The sequence below is a fragment of the Sorangium sp. So ce124 genome (assembly GCF_051525235.1).
In the GTDB taxonomy this organism is placed as follows: domain Bacteria; phylum Myxococcota_A; class Polyangia; order Polyangiales; family Polyangiaceae; genus Sorangium; species Sorangium atrum.
This window is the reverse complement of record NZ_CP150312.1, coordinates 442,340-457,643: the sequence shown is the minus strand read 5'-3', so window position 1 is coordinate 457,643 and position 15,304 is coordinate 442,340. Positions and strand designations below refer to the sequence as shown.

Annotated in this window: 16 protein-coding genes; 8 read left to right on the top strand and 8 right to left on the bottom strand. The window is 72.5% G+C overall.

All coding sequences use genetic code 11. The features are described 5' to 3' along the window. Nucleotides 1-282 precede the first annotated feature (282 nt). The 3 genes from WMF19_RS01720 to WMF19_RS01710 all read right to left on the bottom strand — a co-directional run bounded on the left by WMF19_RS01720 (nucleotide 283) and on the right by WMF19_RS01710 (nucleotide 3,909). Nucleotides 283-1,920, bottom strand: a complete 1,638-nt coding sequence (locus WMF19_RS01720) for a tetratricopeptide repeat protein (RefSeq protein WP_437897481.1) — start codon at nucleotides 1,918-1,920, stop codon at nucleotides 283-285. A 250-nt stretch (nucleotides 1,921-2,170) separates the two neighbouring features. Beyond that, nucleotides 2,171-3,505: a LysM peptidoglycan-binding domain-containing protein gene (locus WMF19_RS01715; protein WP_437897480.1), complete on the bottom strand. Its 1,335-nt coding sequence runs from the start codon at nucleotides 3,503-3,505 to the stop codon at nucleotides 2,171-2,173. After that, a complete protein-coding gene (locus WMF19_RS01710) occupies nucleotides 3,502-3,909 on the bottom strand; it encodes a hypothetical protein (protein ID WP_437897479.1) in 408 nt (135 codons plus the stop codon). Before WMF19_RS01710 ends, WMF19_RS01715 begins: the two co-directional genes overlap by 4 nt. A gap of 202 nt (nucleotides 3,910-4,111) precedes the next feature. On the opposite strand from WMF19_RS01710, the gene WMF19_RS01705 reads away from it, so the two are divergent. The 4 genes from WMF19_RS01705 to WMF19_RS01690 all read left to right on the top strand — a co-directional run bounded on the left by WMF19_RS01705 (nucleotide 4,112) and on the right by WMF19_RS01690 (nucleotide 7,147). Further along, nucleotides 4,112-4,630 (top strand): hypothetical protein, encoded by a 519-nt coding sequence (locus tag WMF19_RS01705; RefSeq protein ID WP_437897478.1) that lies wholly within the window; start codon nucleotides 4,112-4,114, stop codon nucleotides 4,628-4,630. Continuing rightward, the gene (gene ruvA, locus WMF19_RS01700; protein ID WP_437897477.1) at nucleotides 4,627-5,253 is read left to right on the top strand and encodes a Holliday junction branch migration protein RuvA; all 627 of its coding nucleotides are present in this window, start codon (nucleotides 4,627-4,629) and stop codon (nucleotides 5,251-5,253) included. The genes WMF19_RS01705 and ruvA overlap by 4 nt, the downstream gene beginning before the upstream one ends. 298 nt (nucleotides 5,254-5,551) lie before the next feature. Then, nucleotides 5,552-6,658, top strand: a complete 1,107-nt coding sequence (locus WMF19_RS01695) for an FHA domain-containing protein (protein WP_437327168.1) — start codon at nucleotides 5,552-5,554, stop codon at nucleotides 6,656-6,658. A 90-nt stretch (nucleotides 6,659-6,748) separates the two neighbouring features. Then, entirely contained in the window at nucleotides 6,749-7,147 is a 399-nt protein-coding gene (locus WMF19_RS01690; protein WP_272097380.1) for a (deoxy)nucleoside triphosphate pyrophosphohydrolase, read from the top strand. 13 nt (nucleotides 7,148-7,160) lie between these two features. On the opposite strand, the gene WMF19_RS01685 is transcribed toward WMF19_RS01690, so the two are convergent. From WMF19_RS01685 to WMF19_RS01675, 3 genes are all read right to left on the bottom strand, one after another. Next, entirely contained in the window at nucleotides 7,161-8,231 is a 1,071-nt protein-coding gene (locus WMF19_RS01685; RefSeq protein WP_437897476.1) for a FecCD family ABC transporter permease, read from the bottom strand. Further along, entirely contained in the window at nucleotides 8,228-9,124 is an 897-nt protein-coding gene (locus tag WMF19_RS01680; protein WP_437897475.1) for a type III pantothenate kinase, read from the bottom strand. Before WMF19_RS01680 ends, WMF19_RS01685 begins: the two co-directional genes overlap by 4 nt. Before the next feature lie 102 nt (nucleotides 9,125-9,226). Next, nucleotides 9,227-9,868, bottom strand: a complete 642-nt coding sequence (locus WMF19_RS01675) for an O-methyltransferase (RefSeq protein WP_437897474.1) — start codon at nucleotides 9,866-9,868, stop codon at nucleotides 9,227-9,229. 93 nt (nucleotides 9,869-9,961) lie between these two features. On the opposite strand from WMF19_RS01675, the gene WMF19_RS01670 reads away from it, so the two are divergent. Both WMF19_RS01670 and WMF19_RS01665 read left to right on the top strand, forming a co-directional pair. Continuing rightward, a complete protein-coding gene (locus WMF19_RS01670; protein WP_437897473.1) occupies nucleotides 9,962-10,696 on the top strand; it encodes a hypothetical protein in 735 nt (244 codons plus the stop codon). A gap of 77 nt (nucleotides 10,697-10,773) precedes the next feature. After that, nucleotides 10,774-11,208, top strand: a complete 435-nt coding sequence (locus WMF19_RS01665; RefSeq protein ID WP_437897471.1) for a hypothetical protein — start codon at nucleotides 10,774-10,776, stop codon at nucleotides 11,206-11,208. Between the two features lie 141 nt (nucleotides 11,209-11,349). Here the strand turns inward: WMF19_RS01665 and WMF19_RS01660 are convergent, their stop codons facing one another. Beyond that, complete coding sequence (locus WMF19_RS01660; RefSeq protein WP_437897470.1) at nucleotides 11,350-12,240, bottom strand: SDR family oxidoreductase; 891 nt, start codon at nucleotides 12,238-12,240, stop codon at nucleotides 11,350-11,352. Nucleotides 12,241-12,644: 404 nt separating this feature from the next. On the opposite strand from WMF19_RS01660, the gene WMF19_RS01655 reads away from it, so the two are divergent. Next, the gene (locus tag WMF19_RS01655) at nucleotides 12,645-13,223 is read left to right on the top strand and encodes a protoglobin family protein (RefSeq protein ID WP_437897469.1); all 579 of its coding nucleotides are present in this window, start codon (nucleotides 12,645-12,647) and stop codon (nucleotides 13,221-13,223) included. 273 nt (nucleotides 13,224-13,496) lie between these two features. Next, nucleotides 13,497-14,855 carry a hypothetical protein gene (locus WMF19_RS01650; protein ID WP_437897468.1) on the top strand — a complete coding sequence of 453 codons (1,359 nt, stop codon included), beginning with the start codon at nucleotides 13,497-13,499 and terminating at the stop codon, nucleotides 14,853-14,855. 21 nt (nucleotides 14,856-14,876) lie between these two features. Here WMF19_RS01650 and WMF19_RS01645 read toward each other — a convergent pair whose 3' ends face one another. Continuing rightward, nucleotides 14,877-15,089 (bottom strand): hypothetical protein, encoded by a 213-nt coding sequence (locus WMF19_RS01645; RefSeq protein WP_272097371.1) that lies wholly within the window; start codon nucleotides 15,087-15,089, stop codon nucleotides 14,877-14,879. Nucleotides 15,090-15,304 lie beyond the last annotated feature (215 nt).

Sequence of the window (15,304 nt, the reverse complement as noted above, 5' to 3'; positions counted from 1 at the left end):
GGATTTGTGCCGTACACGTAGACGGCGCACTCCGGAGCTCTCCCGGAGGCTCTCGCGGATGAGACACCCTTATCGGGTCATCCCCGCTCTCGACAGCATCGGGCGGAGTCAGGGTGGCTGTCCGTCGATCGGGTCAACTCGCCATCAGGGCCATCAAAGGCGGTCTCCGCTCGCCAGCGGCGCTCGGGCCCTCGGCGCGGCGCCGCGCCGCCCGCGGAGGCACGGGCGCGCGGAGGCCTCGCCCCGACGCCCTCCGCGCCCCGACGCGGCTCAGGGCCTCTCTCAGTCGAACCGCTTCAGGCCGTTCGGCGCCCTGGAGTCGCGCTTCGCGCCGGCCTCTCCCCGCGCCATGACGCGACCGGCGAGGACCGCCTCCGCGAGCTCGCGGCACTCGGCGCTCGTCGCGCGATCGGCCCGCGCGAGCGCCTGCTCCGCCGCGGCGCGCGCCTCGGCCGCGCGGCCCGCGAGCGCGTGCGTCCGGGCGATCTCCGCGAGGGTCGCCGAGAGCTCCGCGGCGTTGCCCGACACGTCCAGGAGCCGCTTCGCTCCGAAGTAGAGCGACAGCGCCGCGGCGAGATCCCCCTGGATGCGCGCCAGATCGCCCCGCGCCCGCAGCACGCCTGCCTGACCCGCGCCGTCCTCGAGCACCTCGAACAGGGCGAGCGCCTGCTCGTAGTCCGAGAGCGCCTCCTCCAGGTCCGACGCATCGGCCGCCGCGACCCCCACGAGCTCGGCCACCAGCTCGAACTGCTTGCGGCGGAGATCGCCCCGCACCTTGAGCGTCGCGGCCTGCCCGCGGCGCTCGAAGCCCGTGCGGAACAGCGCGAGCGCACGGTCGTAGTCGCGCACCGCGTCCACGAGGTCCTCCTGCACGGAGCGCAGATCGCCCCGCGCCTTCAGCACCGCGGCCTGGCCCAGGACGTCGCGCGTCGCCGTGAACAGCTCGAGCCCCTGATCGTAATCCTTCTCGGCGCCCGCAAGATCCCCCTGCCGCACCCGGAGATCGCCGCGCGCCTTGAGCGCGCCGGCCTGCCCGAGGTGGTCCTCGGTCGCCTGATAGAGCGTCAGCGCCCAGTCGTAGTCGCGCGCGGCGCCCGTCACGTTGTCCTGGCCGAACCGCATGTCGCCCCGCGCCTTCAGCACGCTGGCCTGCCCGCTCCGATCCCCCGTGTCCTGGAACAGCGCGAGCGCGGTGCTGTAGTCGCGCGCCGCTCCCGCGAGGTTGCGGAGCCGGACCCGCAGATCGCCGCGCGCCTTGAGCGCCCGCCCGTGCGCGGCGCCGTGTGGGCGAGCGCGAGGCGGCTCCGAGGGGCCAGGGGTGTCGGCGTCGGCGGCCCCGCGCGACCCGGCCCGGGGCTTGAGCGGCTCGCGATCGCCGAGCTGCAGGAACAGCTGGATCGCCAGATCGTAGTCGCACACCGCGCCGCCGAGATCGCCCTCCTCGGCGCGCGCGAAGCCCCGCGCCCTCAGCGCGTCGCCCTCCGCCGCGCGAGCGCCCGCGGCCTGGAACAGCGCGAGCGCCTCGTCGTAGTCGCGCACCGCCTGCGCGGGGACGCCCTCCCGCAGGCGCAGCGCGCCCCGATCCATGAGCACCTGGGCCTGCCCGAGCGCGTCGCCCGTCGCACGGAACAGCGCGAGCGCCTCGTCGTAGTCGCGCGCGGCGCCCACGTAGTCGCTCCGCCGGAGGAGCAGGTTGCCGCGCTCCCGCAGCGCGTTGCCGCGCGACTCCGGCGGGGTGCTGTTGAGGCTCGGGGGCGCCGCGCTCGAACGGGGCCCCCGCGTCACCCCCTCGCCGAGCACCTCGGCCAGCGATCCGCTCCTCGGCGTGCAGCGATCCGCCGCGCTGTCGAACGAGCGCTGTGTGGGAGGATCGCCATCCACGCCCTTCAGCTCGGACTGGACTTCGGGGAGGCGACGCATGCCAGGCGGAACATCATACCGCGCCGGCGCCTCTCTCGTGGAGACATTGCGCGGTCAGCGCGGCGGCAGCGCTCGGTTTCTTCATCGCCGCTTCATTGCCGCCGCCCGCGAGCGGACGCCGCCGCCCGCGAGCGGAGGCGCGCCGGCGGCTGGGGCCGCTGGCTTTCTGCACGTTGGCCCGCTCACGCAATCGGATGCGGGCCCGTGGGCTCGTCCACCCCGGCCGTGAAAAGCCGTAGACGGTCGATCGTCAGAGGCCCTTGCGCGAGACCAGCACCGCGTCCCGCTCGACCTCGTACATCGCGTGGGTCACGAGCGCCGCAGCCGTGCGCTCGCGCACATGCACGACCCGCAGCTCGGCGTAGGTCTCGTCCGGCAGCAGCTCCTCGTCGACGCCGAACTTCGGCTCGTCGACCTGCGCCGGGCGCTCGTCCTGCACCCGCGGCCGGACCGTCGCCAGCTTGCCCGCGCCCCCGATCTGCTGCAGCCAGCGGTCGCCCCGCCGGACCGCGAAGAAGCGCTGCCCCGGCTTCACGCCGTCCTTCTCGCCCTTGTCGATGAACACCACCTGGTGCTGCCCGACGAGCTGGTAGGGATAGACGGCCGCGATGATCCTCGCCTCGAGATCCGCCTCGGCGCCCACCGGCGGCACCACGTCGAGGCGCCGCAACACCGCGCCGACCCTGTCCGTGCGCTCGACCACGTCGAGCGACTCGATGAGCCGCGCGCGCACCATGTGCGTCTTCGGGTTGTAACGATCCACGCGCGCCGTGCCGCGCACCGTCACGAGCTCGCCCTTCACGTCCCCGCTCTTCACCTTCTTGATCTCGCGGAAGATCGTCAGCTCCTGGCCGATCGAGACGTCGTGATCGTCCGAGAGGCGGAGGTAGACGTCGTCGCCCTCGCTGAGGAGCATCTGGTCGTCGGGGCTCGCGACGAGCTCCCCCCACGTGTCCTTCTTCACGTCGTCGACCCAGCCGAGCTCGCGCAGGAAGATCGTCTTCGACGGCACCCGCCCCCCGCGCCCCAGCTGGTTCGCGCCGAACCCGATGCTGCCGCGGGTCGGGCCCTCGCTCGGGTCGCGGAGCCGGATCCGGTCGCCCGGGTAGATCCAGTGCGGGTTCTGGAGCTGCGGGTTCAGCGCCCAGACCTGCGGCCACGCATAGGGGTTCGTGTAGTACCTGCCCGAGATGTCCCAGAGCGTGTCGCCGCGCCGCACCGAGTGCGACTCGGGCACGAACTGCCCCTCGACGACGTAGCTGCCGTTCGCGCCGCCCTTCACCGAGGCGGGGCCCTCGCTGCGGCGGCCCAGATCGAAGCCGTCCGACGGGCGGGACGTGTCCGTCGTGCCCCGCGAGCTCGAGGGCAGGTGGGCGTTCGGATCGAACCCCGGCTGCGGATAACCCGGCACAACGACCTGCGTCTCGACGGTCGGCTCGCCCCTCGGGAGCTGGACCACGGTGACGCCCGGCCCCTGGCCGGCGCCCTCTTCGCCGCCCTGCTGATCCTGAGCGCGCGCCAGCGGCGGCGCCGCGACGAGCGCCAGGGAGACCAGGACCAGCGTTGCCTTCGGGGGGAACTTCATCGCTTGCGCCTCGACGGGGGTGAGGGTGGCGGGCTCGGCGGCGGCGATCCGCCCGGGGGCTCTTCGATCACGACGCCGCTCGCGGTCGAGCGGAGCACGGGCGGCCGCGCGCCGTCGTCCTCCGGCGCGAGCCGCACCACCTCGAGGTCAGGCCTGTCGGGCTCCTCCGGGGGCACGGCGCGCGCCCCGGCCTCGCCAGGGCGCGCCGCGCTGCGGACGCCGCCCGGCGAGCGCTCCAGCGAGCCCACCCGATCCGTGAGCACCGCGTTCTCCGCGCGCACCCTGACGAGCTCCGCGCGCAGCTCGGAGAGCTGTCGTTCGACAGCGTCCTGCCCTCCGCCGCAACCGACGTTGAGCGCGGCGAGCGCGAGCGCCATCGCGCCGATGCCCAGGCCAATCCTCATGGGACGCCCAGCCTACCCGCCGCCGCGCCGGCCGGCCAAACGCGCGGCGATCTCCGCGCCCCCGGCGGTGCGCCCCGCAACGGCGCGGCGCGCCGCGCGCGCCGGAACGACCCGCGCGACCCGAGGTGGGCGGCGCGACGTCACGCGTTACGGAGCGCGCGCAGTTCTGCTAGGGTCCCACCCCGACATCTGGGTGCGAGGGGTGAACGTGCGGAAATTCTTCCTGATTTTCCTTGTCGCGACGGCCTGCGCCGGCGCCGGCTGCGGCGATGACGGCCCCGGGCCCGCGACGGAGTGCTTCGACTACAGCAAGTTCGACGGCGCCACGCCCGAGGTGAGCTTCTCGGCCGAGGTCCTCCCCATCTTCCAGCGGTCCTGCTCGTTCAGCTCGACATGCCACGGCGCCGAGGCCGGCTCGGCCGGGTTCGCGTACCTCGGCCCGCCGCTGAGCGAGCAGGCCACGCAGGCGCAGATCGACGCGATCGTGGCCCAGAACGTCGGCGCCGCGTCGAGGGCGCGCTCCGGGATGCCGCGGATCACGGCCGGCGACCCCGCGAACAGCTTCCTCCTGCACAAGCTCGACGACACCCTGAGCTGCGGGGACCTCGAGTGCGCCTCCGACGGCTGCGGCGACCCGATGCCCTTTGGCGGCGATCCCCTGCCCTCGGCGGAGCGCGACGCCATCCGCAGGTGGATCCAGCAAGGGGCCAAGGTCAATTGATCGGCCGGCTCTCCGGCCACGTCGTTGAAGAAGGCGACGAGGGCACGGTCGTCCTCGACGTCAGCGGGGTCGGCTACGAGGTGACCGTCCCGCTCGGGGCCGTGGGGCGCGCGCGCGGCATCGCCGCGAACGCGAAGGCCGGCTCGGACGCGATCACCCTGTTCGTCCACACCCACGTGCGCGAGGACGCGCTCCTGCTGTACGGCTTCGCGACGCGCGAGGACCGGGCGGCCTTCCGCGTGCTCATCGGCATCTCCAGCATCGGCCCGAAGATCGCGATGGCCATCCTCAGCGCGCTCGGCGCGGGGGAGCTCGCCGCGGTGATCACCCGCCGGGAGACCGCGCGCCTCACCGCCATCCCCGGCGTCGGCAAGAAGACCGCCGAGCGCCTCGTCCTCGAGCTGAAGGACAAGCTCGTCCACCTCCCCTCGGCCCCGCTCTCCCCCGCGGCCCCGCCGCCCGCGGCCGCCGGCGCCAAGCAGGACCTCCTCCACAGCGCGCTCACCCGCATGGGCTACCGCCCCGCCGAGGCGGAGCGCGCCGTCACCGCCCTCGGCGCGCGCGTCGACAGCGCCCCGCTCGGCGACCTCGTGCGCGACGCGCTCGCGCTCCTGTCCAAGTGAGCCACGCCGCCGGCGCCCGACGAGCCCTGCGAGCCTGGCCGCCCAGGCCCGGCGAGCCGCGGCCGCCCTCGCCAGGCAAACCGCGGCAGCCCTCGCCCGGCAAACCGCGGCAACCCGCGCCGGCGAGCCGCGGTTTGCCGGGCGGGATCGCCCCGGCGGGCGGGCGGGCGGCGGCGCGCAACCCCCCTCGGGGAGGCGGAGGAGCGACAGACAGTCGACAGAGGGGCGCCGCGGCGAATATGCTCCCGCCGCCGTTCGCCCTGGGATCCAGTCCGGTCGCTCGTTGTGAGGAGGCGTGGTGATCACCTGCCCGAAGTGCTCCAAGGAAAATCAGGACCATTACAAGTTCTGCCTCGGCTGCGGCGCCGAGCTGCCTCGCGACGTTTCGCCCAAGAAGTTCGCGGCCGGCACCCCGCCCCACGGCGTGCCGGCGGCGACGCGGGCGAAGGACTACGGCGATGAGCCGACCGCCATCGGCACCGGCGCCCAGAAGGGCCCCGCGGTCGCGCCCCCGCCGCCCGCGCTCGTCGATCCCGCGGCGTTCATCGCCCCGGCCCGCGGGGAGGACACAGGCGCCGGCAAGAAGGCCGCGGCGGCCGCGGCAGCGCCCGCGACGCCGGCAGCGGCGGCCGGCGCGGGGACGGTCGTCTGCCCCCAGTGCCAGGAGCCGAACCCGCCGTCGAACAAGTTCTGCGCGCTGTGCGGCTTCAAGCTCGTCAAGCCGGCGGGCCAGGCCGCGCAGCCCTCCACGCCGGTCGTCTCCACGTCGGGCGCCGCCAACGTCGTGCTGACGGCGCTCCGGGCCGACGGCACCGAGGCCGGCTCGTACACGCTGCCCACGAACCCCACCGTGATCGGGCGCGACTCGGGCACGATCTTCGGCGGCGACAGCTACCTCTCGCCGCGCCACGCGACGTTCTCGATCAAGGGCGGGCGGCTCTTCGTCAAGGACGAGGGCTCGCTGAACGGCGTCTACCGCAGGCTGCGCAGGGACACGCCGGTGCAGCTCGACAACGGCGACGTCTTCCGCATCGGCCAGGAGATCGTCCGCGTCGAGCCGCTCTCCCCGGCGCCCACGACCCCCGACGGCGTCGAGCGGCTCGGCAGCCCCTCGAAGGGCTACGTCGCGCGGCTGGCCCTCATCATCGGAAGGGACGCGACCGGCAACGCGTTCCCGGTCCCCGACACCGGCCTGCACCTCGGGCGCGAGCGCGGCGACATCCTCTTCCCCGAGGACGGCTACGTCTCCGGGCTCCACTGCCAGATCTCGCTCCAGGGCGGCCGGCTGTTCCTCACGGACCTCGGCAGCTCGAACGGCACCTTCCTCCGCGTCCTCGGCGAGACCGAGATCACGGGCGGCGACATCCTGCTCATGGGTCAGCAGCTGTTCCGCATCAACGTCTGAGGGCGCGCCGCCGGCGCCCCGAGGGCGCGACCGTCCCGCTCGCACAACCCGACGCCCCATCGTACGCTCAGCAGCCCTGAGGCACTCGCCATGGAAATGGTCCGCACCATCCGCGTGGTCGCCGCCGTGATTGAACAGGACGGCCGGTACCTCATCACCCAGCGCCGCCCGACCGCCGTGCTCCCGATGCTCTGGGAGTTCCCCGGGGGGCGCGTGGAGGAGACCGAGACGGACGCGGCGGCGCTGAAGCGCGAGGTCCGCCACCGGCTCGGCGTCGAGATCGAGGTGGGCCAGCTGATCTCGTTCGTGAGCCACCCCTACGAGCGCTACGTCGTCGACCTGTACCTCTACGAGTGCCACATCAAGAGCGGCGAGCTCGCCTCGCTGGCCGTGAACGCCTTCCGGTGGGTCACGAGCGCCGAGTTCGATCGCTACCCGTTCACGCCGGCGGACGAGGCCAGCATGAACAAGCTCCTCGGCATGACCTGACGCGCCCGCGCCCTCACAGGCGCGGCGAGCGCCGCAGCAGCACGAGGAACATCGGCCCGCCGAGCACCGCGGTCACCGCGCCCACGGGCGGCTCCGTGCCGAGCCACCGGAACAGGAGCCGCGCGACGAGGTCGCACGTGGTGAGCAGGACCGCGCCGGCCACGAGCGACAGCGGCAAGAGCCGCCGGTGATCCGCGCCGCAGAGCCGCCGGATCGCGTGCGGGACGATGAGCCCGACGAAGCCGATGAGGCCGGTGCGGCTGACGATCGCGCCGACGACGCACGAGGACGCGAGGAAGACCCGGCGCTCGACGGCGCGGACGTCGACGCCCAGGGTCCCTGCCGACTCATCGCCGAGCGACAGGAGGTTCAGGCGCGCGGCGTCGGCGAGGAGCACGGCGCAGCCTGCGGCGACGTACGCGGCGACGCCGAGGAGGGCCGAGGTCGTGGGCAGCTCGACGAAGCCGATGAGCCACCGGAGCAGCTGCTGGGCGCGCGAGGGGGAGACGAGCGTCTTGAGGAACGAGATGAGGCCCGCCGCGATGGAGTTCACGATGACGCCGGCGAGGAGCATCGAGGCGCCGGAGGTGCCCTCGGCCGCGCCGCGCGCGATGGCGTAGACGAGCAGCGTCGCGACGAGGCCGCCGGCGAGCGCCGCCGCGGGCAGGAGCGTCGCGCCGAGGACGGTCGTCGCGCCGATGCCGAGCGCGATGGCGACCGCGGCGCCGAGCGCGGAGCCGCCGGAGACGCCCAGCACGTACGGCTCGGCCAGCGGGTTCCTGAGCAGCGCCTGGAACGCGGCGCCCACGGCCGCGAGGCCCGCGCCGGAGACGGCCGCGAGGAGCACGCGCGGCAGGCGCACGTCGATGAGCAGGGTCCGGTCGAGGCCGGGCTCGGCGACGGCGCGCGCGATCGAGACGGGCTCGGCGCCGAGGAGCACGGCGAGGAGGAGCGAGAGCACGAGCGCCGCGGGCGCCGCGGCGAGGACGAGCGCGCGGCGGAGGCCCTGGCCGGACGCGGGCGGCGCCGGGAGGGAGGGCGCGCTCGCTCGGCGCGGGGCGCGGCCGGACACGGGCGACGTCAATCCTGACCGCCTCCGCGCGCCGCGGGCGGCAGGGTGGCGGGCCCGCTGTTGCGCTCGGCGTTCCGCTCGTAGATGAGGCGCAGCCCGGTGAGCGTCAGGTCGTCGTCGACCTCCTCGATGGTCTCGGTCTGCGGCGCGATGAGCCGCGCCAGGCCGCCGGTGGCGATGACGCGGCACGGGTAGCCGAGCTCCCGCCGGAGACGGCCCACGAGCCCGTCGACGAGCCCCGCGTAGCCGTACACGATGCCCGACTGCATCGAGTGGACGGGGTTGCGGCCGACGACCCGGGGCGGGAGCGCGATCTCGACGCGGGACAGCCGCGCGGCGCGGGAGAAGAGCGCCTCGGCGCTGATCTGGATGCCCGGCGCGATGACGCCGCCCAGGTACTCGCCCTTCGGGGTCACGCAGTCGAACGTCGTCGCCGTGCCGAAGTCGACGACGATGGCGCCGGCGGGGTGATCACCCCGGTCGGGCTCGGTCGCGTGCGCTCGCGCCGGCGCGGCGCGGGGCGCGGGCTCGGGTTGCCGCCGCACCCACTCGTGCGCCGCGACCGCGTTGACGATCCGATCCGCGCCGACCTCGCGCGGGTTCTCGTAGAGGATGGCCATCCCGGTCTTGATGCCAGGCCCCACGACGAGCGGCTCGATCCCGAACGCCCGCTCGACGAGGCCCACCATCGTGTCGGTCAGCGTCGGCACGACGCTCGCGACGATCGCGCTGTCGATGCGGGCGAGGTCGACGCGGCGGAGGTCGAGCATCTGCCGGACGAGCACGGCGTACTCGTCCGCTGTGCGGGAGCGCGCGCTCTCGCAGCGCAGGTGGTGCTGAAGCACCTCGCCCTCCAGCACCCCGAAGCTGATGTTGGTGTTCCCGACGTCGATGGCGAGCAGCATGCTGGCGCGACTCTAGCGCCGCGCGCCCGGGATCCGGCCAGGATTTCGGACGCGCCGCCGGCGCTCGCGGCACGCTGCCGCACGCCCGCGCGCGCCCGGCCTTCAGCGCTTGCGCGCGAGCGTCACCCCGTCGCGCACGGTGAGCATGACCTTCTCGACGCGGTGATCGCGGAAGACGAGATCGTTGAAAGCGGCGATGGCGCGGCCGTCGGCGCTCTCGGGGGCGAGGACCTCGCCGCTCCAGAGGGTGTTGTCGGCGACGATCAGCCCGCCGCGGCGGAGGCGCGGGAGGGCCTCCTCGTAGTAGGCCGGATACCGCTCCTTGTCGGCGTCGATGAACACGAGATCGAAGGCCGGGCTCGCCGGCATGCCGTGGAGGGTGGCGAGCGCATCGCCGAGCGCGATCCGGATCTTCCCGCCGTGCTCGCTGCGGTCGAAGAACGAGCGGGCGATGCGGGTCACTTCGGGGTCGCGATCGCACGTGATGAGCTCGCCGTCCGGCGGGAGCGCCTCGGCCATGCTGAGCGCCGAGTAGCCGGTGAACGTGCCGATCTCGAGCACCCGGCGCGCCTGAATGAGCGCGACCAGCATCCTGAGCAGGGCGCCTTCGACCCGCCCGACCTGCATGACCGCCCTCGGCTCATGGGCGAGGGTGAACTCGCGCAGCTCGTCGAGGAGCGCGGGAGGCGGCTCGGAGTGGTCGTGAACGTAGCGATCCAGCTCTGGATTGACGATGGCGATCATGGCGCGGTTCCTCGGCCGGGCACCGTAGCATCGGTGCGCGCTCGCTCCTCGCCTCACCTTGAGCCGCCGGCGGCCTTCGCGGTAGCGTCGACCATGGCCTTCTCTTCCTGGCAGACGTGCGCCGCAGCGGCGCTCCTGGCGGCGGCCTGCAGCTCGACCGGCGGCAGCCCCGGGACGGGCAGCGCTGGCAGCGCCGGCCTGGGCGGCTCCGGCGGAGCCGGCCTGGGGGGCGCGGGCGGCGCTGGCGGGGGCGCGAGCGCGGGCGGCTCCGGCGGCGCTGGCGGCTCCGGGGGCGCTGGCGCTGGCGGAGGGGCGAGCTCCACGACGGCCGGCGGCGGCGCGGGGGGAGAGGCTGTCTACGATTGCGCGTCGATCGGCGATCCGTGCACGACCTGCCTCGCCCTGCGCTGTCAGGAGAGCTATTGCGCGTGCCAGCGGAGCACGGAGTGCGCCGCGCTGGGCAACTGCCTCCTCGGCTGCGCAGCGGAGGACGTCGCTTGCAAGCAGGCGTGCATGACGGCGCACCGGGCGGGCATCTCGGGCATCTTCCTCGAAGGCGGCTGCGCGTCCGAGCTGTGCAGGGCGCAATGCCCGTCGCGAGACGCGTTGTCCCCCTGCGCGTCCTGCCGGTTCACGGGGTGCGCCGCCGAGATGAACGCGTGCGTCGCCGACCCGTCATGCAGGGCGTTGCTCGCGTGCGTGGAGTTGTGCCGTGCGGACGGAGATGGTTGCCAGGAAGAGTGCGCGGCGATGCACGTGGACGGCGTGCAGACCGCCGAAGCGGTCTTCGCTTGCGAAGAGGCGCAATGCGGTGCGGTTTGCGAGTAACCGGTGAGCCGCGGGCCGCCATGCCGCGCGGCGCCGCGGGGGTCGACGCCCCGGGCGAACGGGCATACCATTCCGTCGTGGCGTTCCTCGGATTGCGCGAGATCGAGCGGGACCCGTACACGGCCGTCCATCACGACCCCGCTCAGCAGCTCGTGCTCATCAAGCGATATTCGCTGAACTATCCGAGCATCGCGGCGATCGAGCTGAGCTTCGACCGCATCAATCGGTCGCTCGAGGCGATCGCCAGGCGGCGCACGCTCCTGCTCGTCGACGCCCGAGACGCGCCGCTGCGCAACGACGACGGGTTCGAGAATGCGTTCGCGCACTGCCACACGCGGCTGACGGAAGGTTTCAAGAGGACCGCGGTCCTCCTGAAGAGCGCGACCGGGGTGCTCCAGCTCGGCCGGCTTTCGAAGGGCTATTCAAAGCCGATGGGCATCTTCACCCGCCCCGAGGACGCGCTCCACCACCTCGGCGTCAGCGTCGACCTGAAGCAGCTCACCGAGCCCTGACGCCCCTGCCGCCCAGAGCGGAGCGGGGCTCACCCGCACAGGAGACGGGCCCAGATCGGCGTTTTCGGCGCGGAAGCGCACTGTTGTGCGCTGAGCACCGAAAACGTCGAGGTGGGCCCGTATCCGCAGCGGGTGCGCCCCTCAGGAGAGCGGTTTGCCGCCGGTTACACCGAGTATCTCGCCGTTGACGTAGCTCGCCTCGTTCGAGGCCAGGAAGACGAACGCCGGGGCGAGCTCGACCGGCTGTGCCGGGCGCTCCATTGGATGATTCTTGCCGAAGGTGGCCACCTTCTCCTTGTCGAACGATTGCTGGATGAGCGGCGTCCACACGGGCCCGGGCGCCACGGCGTTGACGCGGATGCCACGCTCGATGAGGTCCTGCGCCAGGCCCTTGGTGAAGGTGACGATCGCCCCCTTGGTGGACGCGTAATCGAGGATATTCGAGCTCGGCTGGTACGCCTGGATCGAGGCGACGTTGATGATCGAGCCGCCTTCCTTCATGTGCGGAAGCGCGTACCGGACCATGTGAAACATGGCCAGGATGTTGACGCGGAAGGTGCGCTCGACGCGCGCAGCGTCGATGTCCTCGAACCGCTCGACGGCCTTGCCCTGCTCCGCCGCGTTGTTCACCAGGATATCGATGCGCCCGAACTTGCGCGCCGCCTCCTCGACGACCTTCCTGCAATGGCCCTCGTCGGCCAGATCGCCGGGTATCGTGAGCGCCTCCCGCCCCGCCTCCTTCACGACGCGCGCGGTCTCCTTCGCGTCCTCGTGCTCGCTCAGGTACGAGATCGCCACGTGGGCCCCCTCACGGGCGAACGCGAGCGCGACGGCGCGGCCGATCCCGCTGTCCCCTCCCGTGATCAGCGCGATGCGGTCCTTCAGCCGGCCGAGCCCCTTGTACGACGATTCGCCGTAATCGGGCCTCGGATCCATCCTGCCTTCGATTCCGGGACGCTCCTGTGTCTTGCCCTCGAAAGGCGGCTTCGGGCCTGCGCCTCTCGGATCCGCTGTCGGTCCAGTGTTCTGCATAACCTCCTCCTGACGCTGCGCTGTGGGGAGAGGCCGAACGCGCTCCCACCGAACCGTGGCCATAAGGGCGCCGGCACAGCCCAGCCATCGGTCGCTGCCTGCTCTCCAGATCGGAGCTCCCCCTACACCGGCGCAGCGACCGGCGAGCGGCTCGTGCCGTCGGATCCTCGCCGGGCGCTCGCGAGCGGACACGGCAGCAGGCCTCTCGCGGTGATGGACGTGGGGGACGTGATCGATGTGATCGACGAGATCGACGTGATCGAGCAGACGGCGCGCGCCCCTGTCGCCCGGTGCCGCGGCGGCCTGTCACGTCAAGGCTTGACAGGCGACAGCTGGTCCGGTGTCTTCACCCTGCGTCGCCTCGCGGCATGCCGCCGGCGAAGACGCGGAGGAGAACCGTGGTGATGAAACACATCGACGAGAGCCGTCTGGAGTCAGATCTCGAGTATCGGTTCGGATATCTCATCGAGTTTGTCGGCTTCGGCGAGGCGGACATCGCGGCGATCCACGGCGCCGCGCCGCACCTCGCCCCGCGGGTGGAGGCGCTCGTCGACGCGGTGTACGAGAAGCTGTTCCTCTACGACGCCACGAAGCGCCATTTCGTGCCGAAGCAGCACGGCTACGAGGGGGCGCCCCCGGCCGACCTGGCGTCGCTCACGCTGGACCACGAGCAGATCAAGTTCCGCAAGCAGCACCTCTCGGTCTACCTCGTCCGGCTCGTGACCCATCCGTATGATCCGAAGATGGTCACCTACCTCGACATGGTGGGGAAAATCCACACCACGAAGGCCGGCAATCCCGAGGTCGTCGTCCCGCTCGTGCAGATGAACGCGCTCATGGGCTTCGTGTCGGACGCCCTGCTCCAGACCATCCTGGCGCTGGGCCTCGACCGGGAAGCCGAGGTGCGCACCCTCCGCGCGTTCAACAAGCTGCTCTGGCTCCAGAACGACCTCATCGCGCGCCATTACCTCTCGGCGGCTTGATCCCCTCCCCCTCCGACCCCAACCATCGCCCGCCGGGACGGACCGCAGCGGCGGGCGGCGGGCGGCGCATCGCCATCCCGGCGAGCGGCGGCGCGTCGAGCGGATGGCCCATTGCGCAATTGCGCGACCGTTTGCGCAAGCGCACAACGGCTTGCGCTGCGCCGGCCCGCCCCGCGCACGGCGCGATGGCGCGGCCGACTGCGGCCCGCCTGGATCGACCGGGAATACTGCGACGACGAACCCGGCACATGCGGTGCTAGGCGCCCGGCCACCATGAACCGATTCTTCGATGGCATCGCGCTTCTCGTGGGGCTGTCCTTCATCCCGACGGTCGCCGGCTGCAGTGACGAGCCATCCGAGGAGGAGCGCCGCTTCGCCCGGCTCGCGAGGCGCGCCGAGCAGGTGCGCGAGCTGTCGTTCCGCCACGCCGTGCCTGTCGTCACGATATCGCGGGACGAGTACGAGGCGGACCAGGAGGCGGCCGCGGCCGACGCCGAGGAGGCCGATCTCGCGGAGATGGCCGCGACCTACGGCCGGCTCGGCTTCTTCGCCGTCGACGCGGACCTGCGGGGGACGCTGGCTCGCTCGGGAGACTGGGCCGCTGCCTGGTACTCTCCCGAGAGCGAGGGCATCGTGCTCATCGGCGAGGTGGACGACGCCGTCCTCGTCCACGAGTACGTGCATGGGCTCCAGGATCAGCATTTCGACCTGGCGCCGGACCAGGACGACGCGCTGACGAGCGACGCATTCCTCGCGCAGCGGGCGGTCACCGAGGGCGACGCGACGCTCGCGGAGGGGCGCTTCATCATGCAGGAGCGCCTCGACGCCGATCTGCACCTCGTGGACTGGGGGCCGCTCCTGTCCTCGGTGCACGCGCGTCGGGAAGAGCTCCTCGCCGGGAGCGAGCTCCCCCTCTTGTTCATGGCGTATCCATCGTTCGCCTACAGCTTCGGGCTCGAGTACTGCGCCCACAACCTGACCGGCGTGAGCGCGGTGACGCCCTTCATCGACAGGCTCCCGCCGTTCGACTGGTCGAGCGAGGACGCGCTCTTCACGACGCGGGCGCCCGCGAGCACCCAGCAGATCCTCACCCTCGACGCCCAGGACCCCGAGGTCGGCGTCGGACTCGACGAGATCCCGTCCGCGCTCGACGAGCGGCTCGAGCGGCTCAACTGGGACACCCTCGGCGAGTGGCTCACGTACCTGCTCCTGCGCCCGCTCGAGGGCGCGCCCGAGCTCGGCGACATGCGCGCGCTGGCCGCGGCCTGGGACGGCGATCGCGCCCTGTTCGTGCGCGATCGGAAGACGGACGCGATCGGTACGGCGTGGGCGTCGGCGTGGGACGACGCCGGCGCCGCGGCGAGCGTCGAGGCCGCGCTGTGGCGGCTCTACGACGCCTCGCCGATCGCCGGCGAGGAGCCGCGGCTCGGGCGGGCCGGCGACGGCGAGCTCATCTGGATCGAGCGGAGGGAAGAGCGCGTGGTCGCCGTCAAGAACGTCGATGAAGCGCTCCTGCCCTCGCTCGCCGAGGCCGCCTTCCCCTCCGGGCTCCGGCCGATGCGGCACGTGATCCGGACCCGCCCGTCGCTCGCGGCCAGGCTCTCGCGGCGCCTGCCCGGGCGACATCCCTGATCCAGCGACGGCGCGGCGCTCTCAGATGCAGAGCGAGTCGCAGTCGTGCTCTTCTTCGCACGCCGAGACGCAATCGCCGTCGTCGTCACATGCAGCGACGCAATCGTCCCGATCCGTCGAACACGCCGTGATGCAGTCGTCCCCTTCGTCCTTGTCATCGTCCGCGTCGACGAAACAGCCTGCCGCCAGGGGAACCGTGGAAACCAAGAGCACTGCGAGCACCTTGCGCAACATGAGTTGTCCTCCTTCGTGGTGTACTGTCCGCATGCGATGCAGGGGACATCGAACACCCAAGCAGGGGGCGTACCAATCGGCGTTCTGACGCGACTCACCTGTTGTTCCGCAGACCCGGAGAGCCGTTATGCCGCGCAAAGCGAGCTCGGCGCCGGACTTCCGGCTCACCCGAGCACGTCGGCCGACGGAGGTGGGGGGTCTGGCGAGAAGGCAAA

Coding starts and splice junctions, on each gene's coding strand:
- WMF19_RS01720 (WP_437897481.1), bottom strand. CDS start 1,920: ATGCGTCGCCTCCCCGAAGTCCAGTCCGAGCTGAAGGGCGTGGATGGC.
- WMF19_RS01670 (WP_437897473.1), top strand. CDS start 9,962: ATGGCCTTCTCTTCCTGGCAGACGTGCGCCGCAGCGGCGCTCCTGGCG.
- WMF19_RS01650 (WP_437897468.1), top strand. CDS start 13,497: ATGAACCGATTCTTCGATGGCATCGCGCTTCTCGTGGGGCTGTCCTTC.
- WMF19_RS01655 (WP_437897469.1), top strand. CDS start 12,645: ATGAAACACATCGACGAGAGCCGTCTGGAGTCAGATCTCGAGTATCGG.
- WMF19_RS01710 (WP_437897479.1), bottom strand. CDS start 3,909: ATGAGGATTGGCCTGGGCATCGGCGCGATGGCGCTCGCGCTCGCCGCG.
- WMF19_RS01675 (WP_437897474.1), bottom strand. CDS start 9,868: ATGATCGCCATCGTCAATCCAGAGCTGGATCGCTACGTTCACGACCAC.
- WMF19_RS01680 (WP_437897475.1), bottom strand. CDS start 9,124: ATGCTGCTCGCCATCGACGTCGGGAACACCAACATCAGCTTCGGGGTG.
- WMF19_RS01715 (WP_437897480.1), bottom strand. CDS start 3,505: ATGAAGTTCCCCCCGAAGGCAACGCTGGTCCTGGTCTCCCTGGCGCTC.
- WMF19_RS01660 (WP_437897470.1), bottom strand. CDS start 12,240: ATGCAGAACACTGGACCGACAGCGGATCCGAGAGGCGCAGGCCCGAAG.
- WMF19_RS01645 (WP_272097371.1), bottom strand. CDS start 15,089: ATGTTGCGCAAGGTGCTCGCAGTGCTCTTGGTTTCCACGGTTCCCCTG.
- WMF19_RS01690 (WP_272097380.1), top strand. CDS start 6,749: ATGGAAATGGTCCGCACCATCCGCGTGGTCGCCGCCGTGATTGAACAG.